At 59.6% G+C, this 12,901-nt stretch carries 9 protein-coding genes; 2 read left to right on the top strand and 7 right to left on the bottom strand.

What is annotated here, in order from left to right:
- Positions 1 to 14 precede the first annotated feature (14 nt).
- Together ACB028_RS06225 and ACB028_RS06220 are read right to left on the bottom strand one after the other, a co-directional pair.
- Entirely contained in the window at positions 15 to 1,013 is a 999-nt protein-coding gene (locus tag ACB028_RS06225) for an NAD-dependent epimerase (protein WP_371143765.1), read from the bottom strand.
- Entirely contained in the window at positions 1,010 to 2,371 is a 1,362-nt protein-coding gene (locus ACB028_RS06220; protein WP_371143764.1) for a UDP-glucose/GDP-mannose dehydrogenase family protein, read from the bottom strand. Before ACB028_RS06220 ends, ACB028_RS06225 begins: the two co-directional genes overlap by 4 nt.
- 312 nt (positions 2,372 to 2,683) lie before the next feature.
- Here ACB028_RS06220 and ACB028_RS06215 point away from each other — a divergent pair, with 312 nt between their 5' ends.
- Positions 2,684 to 3,295 carry a YitT family protein gene (locus ACB028_RS06215; RefSeq protein WP_342017446.1) on the top strand — a complete coding sequence of 204 codons (612 nt, stop codon included), beginning with the start codon at positions 2,684 to 2,686 and terminating at the stop codon, positions 3,293 to 3,295.
- A 69-nt stretch (positions 3,296 to 3,364) separates the two neighbouring features.
- On the opposite strand, the gene ACB028_RS06210 is transcribed toward ACB028_RS06215, so the two are convergent.
- From ACB028_RS06210 to ACB028_RS06190, 5 genes are all read right to left on the bottom strand, one after another.
- Positions 3,365 to 4,366, bottom strand: a complete 1,002-nt coding sequence (locus ACB028_RS06210) for an ABC transporter ATP-binding protein (RefSeq protein ID WP_371143763.1) — start codon at positions 4,364 to 4,366, stop codon at positions 3,365 to 3,367.
- A complete protein-coding gene (locus tag ACB028_RS06205; RefSeq protein WP_216993792.1) occupies positions 4,363 to 5,421 on the bottom strand; it encodes an ABC transporter ATP-binding protein in 1,059 nt (352 codons plus the stop codon). The genes ACB028_RS06210 and ACB028_RS06205 overlap by 4 nt, the downstream gene beginning before the upstream one ends.
- Positions 5,422 to 5,446: 25 nt before the next feature.
- Complete coding sequence (locus ACB028_RS06200; RefSeq protein WP_371143762.1) at positions 5,447 to 7,264, bottom strand: extracellular solute-binding protein; 1,818 nt, start codon at positions 7,262 to 7,264, stop codon at positions 5,447 to 5,449.
- A gap of 94 nt (positions 7,265 to 7,358) precedes the next feature.
- On the bottom strand, positions 7,359 to 8,402 hold the full coding sequence (locus tag ACB028_RS06195) for an ABC transporter permease (RefSeq protein WP_371143761.1): 1,044 nt from the start codon (positions 8,400 to 8,402) through the stop codon (positions 7,359 to 7,361).
- Positions 8,403 to 8,502: 100 nt separating this feature from the next.
- Entirely contained in the window at positions 8,503 to 9,528 is a 1,026-nt protein-coding gene (locus ACB028_RS06190) for an ABC transporter permease subunit (RefSeq protein WP_047438175.1), read from the bottom strand.
- A gap of 739 nt (positions 9,529 to 10,267) precedes the next feature.
- Here ACB028_RS06190 and ACB028_RS06185 point away from each other — a divergent pair.
- Positions 10,268 to 12,829: a TonB-dependent receptor gene (locus ACB028_RS06185; protein WP_042073331.1), complete on the top strand. Its 2,562-nt coding sequence runs from the start codon at positions 10,268 to 10,270 to the stop codon at positions 12,827 to 12,829.
- Positions 12,830 to 12,901 lie beyond the last annotated feature (72 nt).

Raw genomic sequence — 12,901 nt, 5'->3', positions numbered from 1 at the left:
AAACAGCGGCTTGCTCAGACCCCGTAGTACTCTTTGTACCACTCGACGAAACGGGTGACCCCTTGCGCCAGCCCCACTTTCGGCCGGTAGCCGGTTGCCTCGAACAGCGCCTCGGTATCGGCCCAGGTGGCGAGCACATCCCCGGGCTGCATGGGGCAGAGGTTGCGGATGGCCTGCTTGCCGAGGGCTGTTTCGATGGCTTCCACGAAGTCGACCAGACGCACCGGGCTGCCGTTGCCGATGTTGAACAGCCGATAGGGGGCCGAGCTCGACTCTGTCTGCCCATGCCAGGCGGGGTTCGCCACCGGTGGGCGATCCGCGATGCGTATTACCCCCTCGACGATGTCGTCGATATAGGTGAAGTCCCGGCTGAGCTGGCCCTGGTTGTAGATGTCGATGGGTTCATCGTTCAGGATTGCGCGCACGAACTTGAACAGGGCCATGTCGGGGCGCCCCCAAGGGCCGTAAACGGTGAAGAAACGCAGCCCTGTGGTCGGTAAACCGTAGAGGTGGGAGTAGGAGTGGGCCATCAGCTCATTGGCCTTCTTGCTCGCCGCATAGAGGGAGACGGGATGATCCACCCCGTCCGAGGTCTTGAACGGCATCTGCTCGTTGAGGCCGTAAACCGAGCTGGAGGAGGCATAGACCAGGTGCCCGACCCCATGATGGCGGCACCCCTCGAGGATGGTGAGGGTCCCGTTGAGATTGCTGTCGGCATAGGCGAAGGGGTTGTCCAGCGAGTAGCGAACCCCGGCCTGGGCGCCAAGATGGATCACCCGATCGAACTGCTCCCGGACGAACAGGGCCGCGATGGCTTGCCTGTCCGCGAGATCGCCGCGCTCGAAGCGAAAACCGGGCAGCGGCAGGAGCTGCGCCAGCCGCGCCTCTTTCAGGCTCACCTCGTAGTAGTCATTGAGATTGTCGAGGCCGACGACCTGATGCCCTTCGTGACAGAGCCTTTGCGCCACATGAAAGCCGATAAAGCCGGCAGCGCCGGTGACCAGGTACTTCATTGTGCTTTCTCCAGCGCGTGCGATTTTTCCAGGCTGTCGCCGCGGCCGATGGCGTAATAGGTGAAGCCACGCTGGTGCAGGCGGGCCGGATCATAGAGGTTGCGGCCATCGAGGATGACGGGTTGTTTCAGTGTGCGCTTGATAAGCTCGAAGTCGGGGGCACGGAACTGTTGCCACTCGGTGCAGATGAGCAGGGCATCAGCGCCCTTGAGAGCCGCCTCCTGGGTGCCGCACAGGGTCAGATCGTCGCGCAGGCCGTAGAGGTGCTGGGCCTCTTTCATCGCCTCGGGGTCAAACGCCTGCACCTTGCCGCCGGCGGCCCAGATGGCCTCCATCAACACCCGGCTCGGCGCTTCGCGCATGTCATCGGTATTGGGTTTAAAGGCCAGCCCCCAGAGGGCGAAGGTGTGCCCCGTCAGGTCGTTGCCAAAGTGCTTAAGCAGGCGCTCGATGAGTTTGTGTTTCTGCCTGTCATTGACCTTCTCCACCGAGCGCAGCAGGGGCACGTCGCAGCCACTTTCGCTGGCGGTATGGATCAGCGCTTTCACATCCTTGGGGAAGCAGGATCCGCCGTAGCCGCAACCCGGGTAGATGAAGTGGTAGCCGATGCGCGGATCGGCGCCGATCCCCTTGCGCACCTCCTCGATGTCGGCTCCTAGGTGCTCCGCCAGCCCGGCCATCTCGTTCATGAAGGAGATCTTGGTAGCCAGCATGGCGTTGGCGGCGTACTTGGTGAGCTCGGCGCTGCGGGCATCCATCTGGATGATGCGATCATGGTTGCGGTTGAAGGGGGCGTAGAGCTCCTCCAGCAGGGACATGGCGTGATCCGAGTCGGTGCCGATGATGATGCGATCCGGGCGCAGGCAGTCGGCCACCGCCGCCCCCTCCTTGAGAAACTCGGGGTTGGAGACCACCTCGATGGGCAGAGCAACACCCCGCTCCTTGAGGATGCCGTCGATATGCTGGCGCACCCTGGATGCTGTACCAACCGGCACCGTGCTCTTGTTGATCACCACCTTGCCCGCCTGCATCAGACGGCCTATGGTGCCGGCCACCGCCAGCACGTGCTGAAGATCGGCAGAACCGTCTTCGTCCGGCGGGGTGCCGACCGCGATGAAGATGAGCTCGGCAAAGGCCACCCCTTCGGCCACATCCGTGGTGAAGTGCAGGCGGCCAGCCTGATGGTTGGCCTGCACCATGGGCGCCAGTCCGGGTTCGAAGATGGGGATGATCCCCTCCTTGAGACGTGCGACCTTGCTGTCGTCCACATCCACACAGGTGACCTGATGGCCCATCTCGGCGAGCACGGCGGCCTGAACCAGTCCCACATAACCAATCCCGAATACGACGACTCTCATCTGCGCTTTGCTCCTCGATGCAGGCAGTGACAAGCCATCCATTCTAGAGGGATCCGTTTTTTTGGGCAGTGAGTTTAGTCGGTTTTTTCAGGTTCGATTCAGCTTGGGTCGGCCGCTGCTTTGTCTTGTTTTGGTGCAAGGATTGTAACGCTGTGCTGACGAACACCATTTTGGTGCGTTCAGGTCGCGTCTTGTGATCCGGGTCACTGAAGCCGGACACTGTCGCCCATAACGAAGCCTTGCCAACAAGGCTCGCAGCCGGTCAGCCGGCGACAGACACTCTTTACATTACTTCGCTTGGATACACAGGTTATGGACAACACCTTGATTCGCAACGCGCATCCCGTCTATGAGGATGTGCTGGCCCTGCTGACCGCGGCGGGCTTCGTCTCCCTCGGCATCTTTCTGTTCCATCAGGTTGGCCTGCTCACCGGCGGCACCGCCGGGCTGGCGCTGCTGCTGCAACAGGTGACCGGCGTCAGCTTCGGTCTGCTGTTCTTCTGCATCAACCTCCCTTTCTACGCCCTGGCCTGGCTGCGTATGGGGCCGCGCTTTACCCTTAACACCTTCGCCTCGGTGGCGGCGGTCTCCTTCATGACCGATCACCTCAACGGCGTGCTGCAGATCGGCAAGATAGAGCCCCTCTATGCGGCGCTCATCGGCGGTACCCTGATCGGCATGGGGCTGCTCATCATGTTTCGCCACAAGTCGAGCCTGGGTGGCTTCAACATACTGGCGCTGTTTGTTCAGGATCGCTTCGGTATCCGGGCCGGCAAGCTACAGATGGGGCTGGATTGCGCCATCGTCGTGACCTCCTTCTTCGTGGTGCAACCCTGGATCCTGGCGCTCTCCATCGTCGCAGCCGTTATCTGTAATCTTGTGTTGACACTCAACCACAAGCCGGGGCGCTACCAGATCGCCTGATTGGGAATGACATCAGCCATGAAACGAGGCGGCCACAGGGCCGCCTCGTTCATTTCTGCCTTGCCAGCGTCAGCTGGCCTGATCCAGCGAGGGATCGCCGCTGGCGGAGAGCGGCGTGTGGCACGCCACCTGGTGGGCACCGTCACCGCACAGTGCCAGTTTCGGCGCCGCGCTCCTGCACAGCTCGCTGGCATAAGGGCAGCGCTGGTGAAAGTGGCAACCGCTCGGGGGCGAGATGGGAGATGGCACATCACCGGTCAGCAAGATGCGCTGGCTGCGCCGACGCGGATCCGGCACCGGAATGGCCGAGATGAGCGCCCGGGTATAGGGGTGACGCGGCGCCAGGTAGAGCGACTGCGCCTCGGCCAGTTCGACGATCCGGCCCAGGTACATGACCGCAATCCGATCCGAGATGTGCTTGACCACCGACAGGTCGTGGGCGATGAAGATGATGGCGAGGTTCATCTCCCGCTGCAGGGTGAGCAGCAGGTTGACTATCTGGGACTGCACCGACACATCCAGCGCCGACACCGCCTCGTCACAGACCAGCAGCTTGGGCTTGAGGGCGATGGCCCGGGCGATGCCGATGCGCTGGCGCTGGCCGCCCGAAAACTCATGGGGATAGCGATCCACCGCGCTGCCGGGCAGCCCCACCTTCTCCAGCAGCTCCTGCACCCAGACCCGCCGCTGTTCGGCGTTGCCCTTGCCGTGGATGACGAAGGGCTCCTCCAGGATCTGCCCCACCGTGTGGCGACTGTTGAGGGATTCTGCAGGATCCTGAAACACGATCTGCATCTCCTGGCGCAGGGAGCGCATCTCCTTGGGCGAGAGGTGGGTGATGTCACGCCCCTCGAAGGTGATGGTGCCGGCGGTCGGTTCGAACAGCTTGAGCAGGGTGCGCCCCAGGGTCGACTTGCCGCAGCCGGACTCGCCCACCAGCCCCAGCGTCTCCCCCTGCTTGAGATCGAAGCTGATGCCGTCCACCGCGTAGACGTGGTACTTCTTGCGCAACAAGCCGCCGCCCAGCTGGAAGTGCTGCTTCACGTCGCGCACCGATAAAAGCGTCTTCATACGGCTAGCTCCCTCCAGTGGTGGCAGGCCACCCCGTGCCGCTCGGCGAGCTGCTCGGTGGCCGGAATGGCCCTCACGCAGATCTCGGTGGCATGGGGACAACGGTTGGAGAAACGGCACCCGGCGGGCATCTCGTGCAGGGCGGGCACCTGCCCCTTGATGGTCTTGAGCAGGCTCTTGGGCTCATCTTCGAGCCGCGGGATCGAGCTCATCAGACCATGAGTATAGGGATGGCGCGGGTGGTCAAACAGCTCGAACACGTCGGCCTGCTCCACCGCCCGGCCCGCATACATTACCACCACCTCGTCGCACAGCTCCGCCACGACCCCGAGATCGTGGGTGATGAAGATGATGGCCATGCCGGTCTGGGCCTGCAGCTCCTTCATCAGTTCCAGGATCTGGGCCTGGATGGTGACATCGAGCGCCGTAGTCGGTTCATCGCAGATAAGCAGGGAAGGCTCGCAGGCCAGCGCCATGGCGATCATCACCCGCTGGCGCATGCCGCCGGAGAGGTTGTGGGGGTAGACGGCAAAACGCTGGGCGGGCTCCGGGATCCCCACCTTCTGCAGCATGGCGATGGCGGCCTCCTTGTGCTGGGCCTTGCTGTAGTCGGGGCGATGAAGGTGAAACACCTCCATCAGCTGATCCCCGACCGTCTGCACCGGGTTGAGCGCCGTCATCGGCTCCTGGAAGATCATCGAGATGCGGTTGCCACGCACCCTGTACATCTGATCCGGCGCCAGCGTGAGCAGCTCCTCCCCCTGAAAGCGGATGGAGCCCGCCACCACCTGGCCGTGGGGCTTGGGCAGCAGTCCCATGATGGCGAGCGAGGTGACGCTCTTGCCGCAGCCGGACTCACCGACGATCCCTAGGGTCTGGCCCGGAGCGACCTGGAAGCTGACCCCGTCGAGCACCTTTATCTTGCCGTCGTCGACGGCGAACTCCACCTCGAGATCGCGCACCTCGAGAATCGGGGTCTTGTTCTGGCCGTTCTCAACGGCACCCTCCACCCCGTTATCCCGAACGTCAAGAATGGAGGCCTGTGTGTTGGGCATGACTGCTGCTCCCTTCTCTGCGGCATCAATGACGTGCATAGGTCTTGTCGGTCTGCGTAATGGGGGTCAGCGCCTCCCCTGCCTCCCTGGCTTTCTGGGTCTCTTCCTTCACCTTGGGATCGAGCCAGAGCAGGCCGCCACTGCTGTGGGGATAGCCATCCATGGGCCAGTAGAGCAGATCAGGTGTGTTTCGGGTGGCCGGCACCTCGGGCAGCATCACGTAGCGCCAGCTGCTGGCCCGCACATAGTTGAGCTGGACCCCGGGCACGAAGATGGCGAGATCATAGATGCGCTGCTGGATCTGTTGTGAGAGCTTGGCCCGTTTGGCCATGTCGAATTCGACGTTATAGGCGTCGATAAGGTTATCCAGCTCCTTGTCGGCCACGTTGAACAGGTTGTTGGTCTGCGGCTTGTTGGCGTTGGCCGAGTGGAACGACTCCCAGTATTGCGGATAGAGCCCCCCGCCAGCCCAACCCATCCAGGCCGCCTCGTGTTTTTTCTCCAGCATCACCTTGAAGCCGGTGGCGCCATCTACCAGGTTGAGCTCCAGATCCAGGCCCGCCTTCTTGGCCTCTTCCTTCAGCACGGTCAGTCGCTTGGAGTGCTCCTGACTGGTGTAGGTGACGGCCAGGGTCAGCCGTTCCCCCTTGTCGTTTTGCAGGATGCCGTCCGGCCCCGGCTTGCTATAGCCCCCCTTGGCGAAGTAGTCGCGTGCCTTGGCGATGTCATAGGCCCGCTCCGGCAGCGTCATGTTGGTAAATTCGCCAAAGCCCGAGCCGAAGGTGGTGGCTCTGTCGTAGTCGCCCCGCAGCACGGTTTCGATCATCTTGTCGATGTTGAAGGCGTGCTGGATGCCGAGCCGCACATTGATATCGGCCAGCTTGGGATGGGCGACATTGAGGTGAACCCCCTGTCCGCCCTGCTTGGTGTCGGTCATGGCCATCACCTTCTGCACATAGCCCTTCTTGTACTCGGGGGTGACGGCCTTCTCATGCCACCAGTTCGGCAGGATCATCTCGAAGGTGTCTATCTCCCCTTTCAGGAAGTGGCGAAAGGCGATATTGCGATCCCGGATCACCTGCACCTTGATGGTGTCGAGGTTGAACCTGTGCTGGTTGTAGCGATCGTCCTTTGCCCACCACTCCTTCTGCTTGCTGAAGGTGATGGATTTACCTTTCTTCACGTCGGTAATCACATAGGGGCCCGTGGTGGGCACCACGGCCCAGTTGTACTGCTTCACCCAATTGGGGCCGAGCTTGTAGTAATGCTTGGGCTGGGGCCACAGCTCTGTGGTGTTGAGGAGATCCTGCCTGGCCTTGCGGCTGCCCGCCTTCACCAGGATGGTGTGGTCGTCGATCTTCTCCACCGCCACCACCTCGGTGGTGTAGTAGTTGTTGAACCAGGGGCCCTTGATGTCCTTGGAACGCATCATCTCGTAGCCGAAGGTGTAGTCATCGGCGGTGACGGGCTTGCCGTCGGACCATTTGGCGCGCGGATCCAGCTTGAAGTAGACGGTCTGGCTGTCCGGCGCGATGGCCCAGGCGCTTGCGAGGGACGGGATGGGGTTGCCGGTATTGGGATGGAAGCTGATGAGCCTCAGCTGGTTGTCCAGGATGAAGGAGCGAAACGCGCCGTTGGAGTCGGGCCCCACGGTGCGAAACGTCAGCGGAAAGCTGTCCACGAACATGGTGATGCTGCCTCCGGGCAGCGCTTTGGGGGAGGCGAACACGGGGTCCGTGTCGTTGGTCTCCCACTTGAGATCCGCAGGCAGGCTGGCCGCCCAACCCCAGGATCCGTTCACCAGCAGAAAAAGTGCACCTATCCATTTGATTTTATTGTTCATATTTGACTTCCTGGTCACTCCCCACTGCGGGGGCTTGATTGATAACGGGTTAATCCATGTGACCCGTGGCCGCCCATCGTGGCGGCTCGTCCTGTCACTGATAACGGGTAAATTTGCGCGGATCAAACGCCTCGCGAATGGCCTCGCCGATAAAGGAGACCATGATCAGCACCAGGCTCACCGCCGCCACCACCGAGCTCACGATCCAGATAGCGTCCAGGTTGTTGATCCCCTGGGAGAGCAGCTCGCCCCAGCTTGGGGTCGGTGGTGCCAGGCCAAAGCCCAGATAGTCCAGCGCCGTCAGAGTGGAGATGTTGCCCACCACGGCAAAGGGCGCCAGGGTGACGATCATCATCAGGGTATTGGGCAGGATGTGGTGGAAGATGATCCGCCCCGTGCTCGCCCCCTGGGCCCGCGCCGCCATCACATAGTCCCGCGCCCGCTCCTTGTAGGTGAGGGTGCGCATGTACCAGGTGATGCCCATCCAGCCGAACAGCACGTTGATGGCCACGAACAGACCGAAATTGGGCTTGGCCAGCGACACCAGGATCATGATGACGTAGAGGAAGGGCACCTGGGACCAGATCTCGATAAAGCGTTGCAGCACAAGATCAAACCGCCCGCCGAGAAAGCCCATCATGCAGCCGAGGGTGACCCCGATGGCGTAGCTGGCCACCAGGGCGATGAAGGCAAAGCCGATGGCGATGCGAAAGCCGTAGACCAGCCGTGCCAGCACGTCGCGGCCGCTGGTGTCGGTGCCGAGGAAGTGACGATCGGCCGTGCTCGGGGCATAGGGCGGGTAGGCATCCTCCTTGAAGTCCTGTTCGTAAGGATTCCAGGGCACCAGCGGCAGCAGCACCCAGTCCCCTTTTCCTTCCTGCACGAACTTGGTCTGCAACTGGCGGTAGTTGGTTTCGTACTCGTAATCGAGCCCGAAGTGCTGACCCGGGATCACGTCGCCATAGGTGGGGAAGTAAAGCTGGCCCTGATAGCTCACCATCAGCGCCCGGCTGCTGACCAAGAGCTCCGCCAGCAGGGAGAGCACCACCAGGGTGGTGAAGATGATAAAGGAGTAGTAGCCGCGTTTTATCGATTTGAAACGCTTGAGTTTTTTTAAGGTGACAGGGTTCATGCTCACTCTCCAAACCGCACGCGGGGATCGACCAGGGCGACACAAATGTCGGAGACGATATGGGCTGACATCAGCATCGGCATGGCAACAGAGTTCTGGCTCATGATTACTCTCCAAACCGCACGCGGGGATCGACCAGAGCGACACAAATGTCGGAGACAATGTTGCCCACCAGCATCAGCATGGAGGTGATGGCCAGAATACCCATGACGGTAGGGTAATCCCGCTCGACGATCGCCTCGTAACCGAGCAGGCCGATGCCGTCGATGTTGAAGATGGTCTCGATGAGGAAGGAGCCCCCGAAAAAGACGGTGAGCACTGACCCTAAGTGACTGGCGATGGGGATCAGGCTGTTGCGCATGGCGTGATCGGTGACCGCCTTGCGAAACGGCAGCCCCTTGGCCACGGCGGTGCGTACGTAATCCGCCGACAGGTTCTCCATCAGGCTGTTCTTCATGGTCATGGTGAGGATGGCGAAATCCCCGATGGCGTAGGCGATGAGCGGCAGCAGGGCGTGGGCGAAGACGGTGCGGATCTGATCCCAGCTGCTCTCCATGTATTCAAAATCGTCCCCCGGGAAGCCCCCCATGGGCAGCCACTCAAGATGGAAGGCGAAGACGGTGATGAGAAAGATCCCCACCACGTAGGCAGGTAATGCATAAGCCATGTAGATGAGCATGGAACTTAACGAATCGAAGCGGCTGTTGTGCCTGAGCGCCTTGGCCACCCCGAGCGGGATGGAGACGGCGTAGCTCAGCAAGAAGGTCGCCAGTCCGAAGAAGGCGGTGACCGGTAGCCGCTCCTTGATGAGATCCCACACCGGCTCGTAGTAACGGGTCGACTCCCCCAGATCCAGCACCACCAGCTTCTGCAGCCACTCCCAATAGGCAACCAGCATGGGCTTGTCGAGCCCGTAGAACGCCTTGAGTTCCTCGATCTGTTCGTCAGAGAGCGCCTGGGCCCCCTTGCTGCCACTGGAGCGACCGCTTTCGTTCTGCGACACCTGTGCCTGCAGCAACATGCGTTCGACCGGGCCGCCCGGCACGAAACGGGTGATGGTGAAGACGAGCAGGGTGATACCGAGGAACGTCGGGATGATCAAAAGCATCCGGCGTAGAAAGTACGACAGCATGATGGAACCTCGTCCTTGTTGTTCTTTTTTGTGGCTAGTCACATCCGGTGGCCAGCCTGTCCTTCCTGGCATTACGCGCTGGATCGCCTGACAAATAGCAGACAATCCGCTCGGCCACTGTAAAAGCTCTGAAACAAAAATCAAGTACAAGGAAATGCAAAACCGGGACAAATGAGATGTAGAGACAAAAACGGGCGGGAAACGGCACTTTTTATCTGGAAATATAAAATCGACATAAAACGCTGCGTCTCAATATTTTTTGAAATTTTATAAACAGTCGTTTCAATACATGTGGTATTGTTTTATCTTTTTGATTTTTAATGTTTTTATATTTTTATGCGTTGCTTTGTAAACGATACCAGCAATATTGTTATATCTCTGATACCAGCCAGGATGGCCGTTTGGCAACCTGTCTTGTGATGGAGTTTAATCCTGATTAATTCGATAGTTTCAAAACAAAATATATAGCGACAGCATGTTGTTCAATAAGTTCATGAAACTTCAATTTGACGTCAAATATGTAATTTAACAAAACATTTACATTGTTGTTTTAACTAATCCCAGAATGATTCACTAAAAAAATCCCGTTTAAATAAGATACCTGTCTTATCGCAGGGTTTTCTTTCGGGCCTCCCACCTCCATTGACGTCACCTGTCAAAGATTGATAAGCCTTACGCACTGCTCCAAAGAGGGCGGTATCAGGAAGCAAACAATAAACAACCAGGAAGGATATAAGCGATGCTTAGGAAGAGCAGGATTTCTGCTGCGATTGCGTTCGCCTTGGCGAGCCTTGCAGCGGCCCCGTCCGTATCTGCCGAAGAGGGGCAGAACGTTGAAAAACTGCAGAAAATCAAAGTCACTGGCTCCCGTATTTCCCGTGTCGATGTCGAAGGTGCCACCCCGGTTGTCTCCGTCAGCAAGGCCCAGATAGAACAGTCCGGTCAGCAGACCGTGGCGGATTATCTGAAGCAGGCCTCCTACAACTCCTTTGGTGGATACTCTCCCTCGTCCGGTGACTCCTATCAGTCCCAGGGCACTGTCGGTCTGCGTGGCCTGGGTTCTACCCGTACTCTGGTGTTGCTCAATGGCAAGCGGATCGCCGGTTCACCGACCATGGGCGGTACTTCCATCAACCTCAACACCATTCCCATGGCGGCCGTCGAGCGGGTTGAAGTGAACCTAGACGGCGGCTCGGCGCTCTATGGCTCCGATGCCATCGGTGGCGTCATCAACGTGATCCTCAAAGAGGGTTTCGACGGCCTGATGTTCCAGGGGCGTTTCGGCTCACCGACCGAAGAGGGTGGTGATGAACAGAGTGGCTCCATCGTCAGCGGCATCACGGGGGAGAAAGGCTCCCTGATGATGGTCTACGAGCACGATGTGAAAGACGTGATCTACTATCGTGATCGTGACTACCTGGCATTGCAGGGCGCCTCGGCCCCCAGCCTCTATGGCCGCAATATCAAGGGCGTAGATGCCGCGACCGGCAAGACGGTCACCCGCACCCTGGACGGGATCGATTGTGAAAGCACTGGTGCCGGTTTTGTGACCAAGGGCACGGCCTGTCGCTTCGACTTTGCCCAGGTTGCCGCCAAGACGGCGTCCCGTACCCGTGACACCGTCTATGTGAACGGTCGTTACCATATCAACGACAACGTGGACTTCGTTCCCCAGATGATTGGCTCCCGTGTCACCAGCTTTGGTCGTTTTGCGCCGGCTGCGGGCGTCTTCTCGGTCAACGGCGGCACTACTGGCGGCGATGCCGTGCTGGCAGACAATGGTTTCAACACCGGCGTTGGCGAAAAAGCCACCGTTTACTACCGCTTCAACAACGTGGGTCCCCGTGACAATGACGTGACCGACCTGACCGGCTCCATGAACCTGGGCTTCGAGGGCGTACTGCCGACCGAAGCGGTAGGGGATGTGGAGTGGAACGCCGGTTACATGTACTCCAAGACCGACAACAAGAGCTCGGGTAGCGGTTACGTGCTGGAGCCTGCGGTCCAGACCCAGGTCAACAGCGGCAATTTCGTCAATGGCAGCTTCTCTGACAGCGCGACCAACGATCTCTCCTACGACACCAGCCGCACCTCCAAGATGGATTTCTTCCAGTGGTACGGTGGTCTGGGCTGGGAGATGGGCGAACTGCCCGCCGGTCCCGTGAGCTGGTATCTGGGGGCCGAGTATAACGACTGGGTCTACTCCGATACCTATGACAGCCAGTCCGAGGCGGGCAACGTCCTGGGCTCCTCCGGCAACTCGGGTTCCGGGGTGCGCGATGTGTTTGCCACCTATATCGAAACCCTGATCCCCATCACCGAGCAGATCGAGCTGAACCTGGCCGGTCGCTATGACAAGTACAGCGACTTTGGCAGCGCCTTCTCGCCCAAGGCCAGCCTGCGCTATCAGCCGCTCGACAACCTGATGTTCAGAACCTCCTGGTCCCAGTCTTTCCGGGCACCCGGACTGGATGATCTGTATGCGGCAGACTCTTTCTCTGCTGACTTTGCCAAGGATTATGTGGGTTGCCAGGCCAATAATGTCGCCAACTGCCCCGAGTCGCAGTACGACACCACCCGCCAGGCCAACAAGCAGCTGAAAGAAGAGACGGCCGACACCTTTACCATTGGTGCCGCCTACAGCCCGCTGGACAACCTGAACCTCTCGCTGGATTACTACTACATCAAGATTGATGACGTGATCCAGCTGGCCACCACTCAGACCCAGTTCTATCAGGAGCTCAACACCGGCAGCAACCCGAACGTCGTTCGCGATGCCAATGGCGATGTCGAGATGGTCTATGCCGGCATGGTCAACCTGGGTCAGCTCAAGACCAGCGGTCTCGACTTCAAGGCGGACTACAAGTACGACTTCAACGTCTTCACCATGCGTTATGACTTCGGCGGGACTTACATCCTGAAGTACGAAGAGGGTCTGTTCGCCGGTGGCCCCATGATCGACAAGAAGGGGTGGAACGAGCGGCCCGAGCTGCGCTTCAACTCCGGGATCGGTGCCACCTTCCCGCAGTGGTGGAATCTTGATGCCTATCTGAGCGCCAACTATATCGACTCCCAGAGTCAGGATTATGTCGACGGTCAGGAAGAGGGTCACATCGCTTCCAACACCGTCTGGAACCTGAACGTGGCGGTCGATACCAGCTGGAACGCCAAGATCCAGGCCGGTGTGAAGAACATGTTCAACCGCGAACCTTCCCTGTCGAGCGACGGCTTCACCTACACCGAAGACCTCTACAGCATCGATGGTCGCATCTACTACATCGACTACACCCAGAAGTTCTAATCAACCCCGTTGATACAACATCTCAGCCGGCCCGGTCGGGCCGGCTGTGCCCAACGTCCAAGGAAGTTACGG

This window comes from Aeromonas sp. S9(2024) (assembly GCF_041403185.1).
GTDB classification, from domain to species: domain Bacteria; phylum Pseudomonadota; class Gammaproteobacteria; order Enterobacterales; family Aeromonadaceae; genus Aeromonas; species Aeromonas enteropelogenes.
Note: the sequence above shows the minus strand (reverse complement) of the source record. Positions and strands in the feature narration are given on the sequence as shown.

Excerpts from the sequence above, each read along its gene's own strand:
- ACB028_RS06225 (WP_371143765.1), bottom strand. The coding sequence starts at position 1,013 with ATGAAGTACCTGGTCACCGGCGCTGCCGGCTTTATCGGCTTTCATGTG.
- ACB028_RS06220 (WP_371143764.1), bottom strand. The coding sequence starts at position 2,371 with ATGAGAGTCGTCGTATTCGGGATTGGTTATGTGGGACTGGTTCAGGCC.
- ACB028_RS06215 (WP_342017446.1), top strand. The coding sequence starts at position 2,684 with ATGGACAACACCTTGATTCGCAACGCGCATCCCGTCTATGAGGATGTG.
- ACB028_RS06210 (WP_371143763.1), bottom strand. The coding sequence starts at position 4,366 with ATGAAGACGCTTTTATCGGTGCGCGACGTGAAGCAGCACTTCCAGCTG.
- ACB028_RS06205 (WP_216993792.1), bottom strand. The coding sequence starts at position 5,421 with ATGCCCAACACACAGGCCTCCATTCTTGACGTTCGGGATAACGGGGTG.
- ACB028_RS06200 (WP_371143762.1), bottom strand. The coding sequence starts at position 7,264 with ATGAACAATAAAATCAAATGGATAGGTGCACTTTTTCTGCTGGTGAAC.
- ACB028_RS06190 (WP_047438175.1), bottom strand. The coding sequence starts at position 9,528 with ATGCTGTCGTACTTTCTACGCCGGATGCTTTTGATCATCCCGACGTTC.
- ACB028_RS06185 (WP_042073331.1), top strand. The coding sequence starts at position 10,268 with ATGCTTAGGAAGAGCAGGATTTCTGCTGCGATTGCGTTCGCCTTGGCG.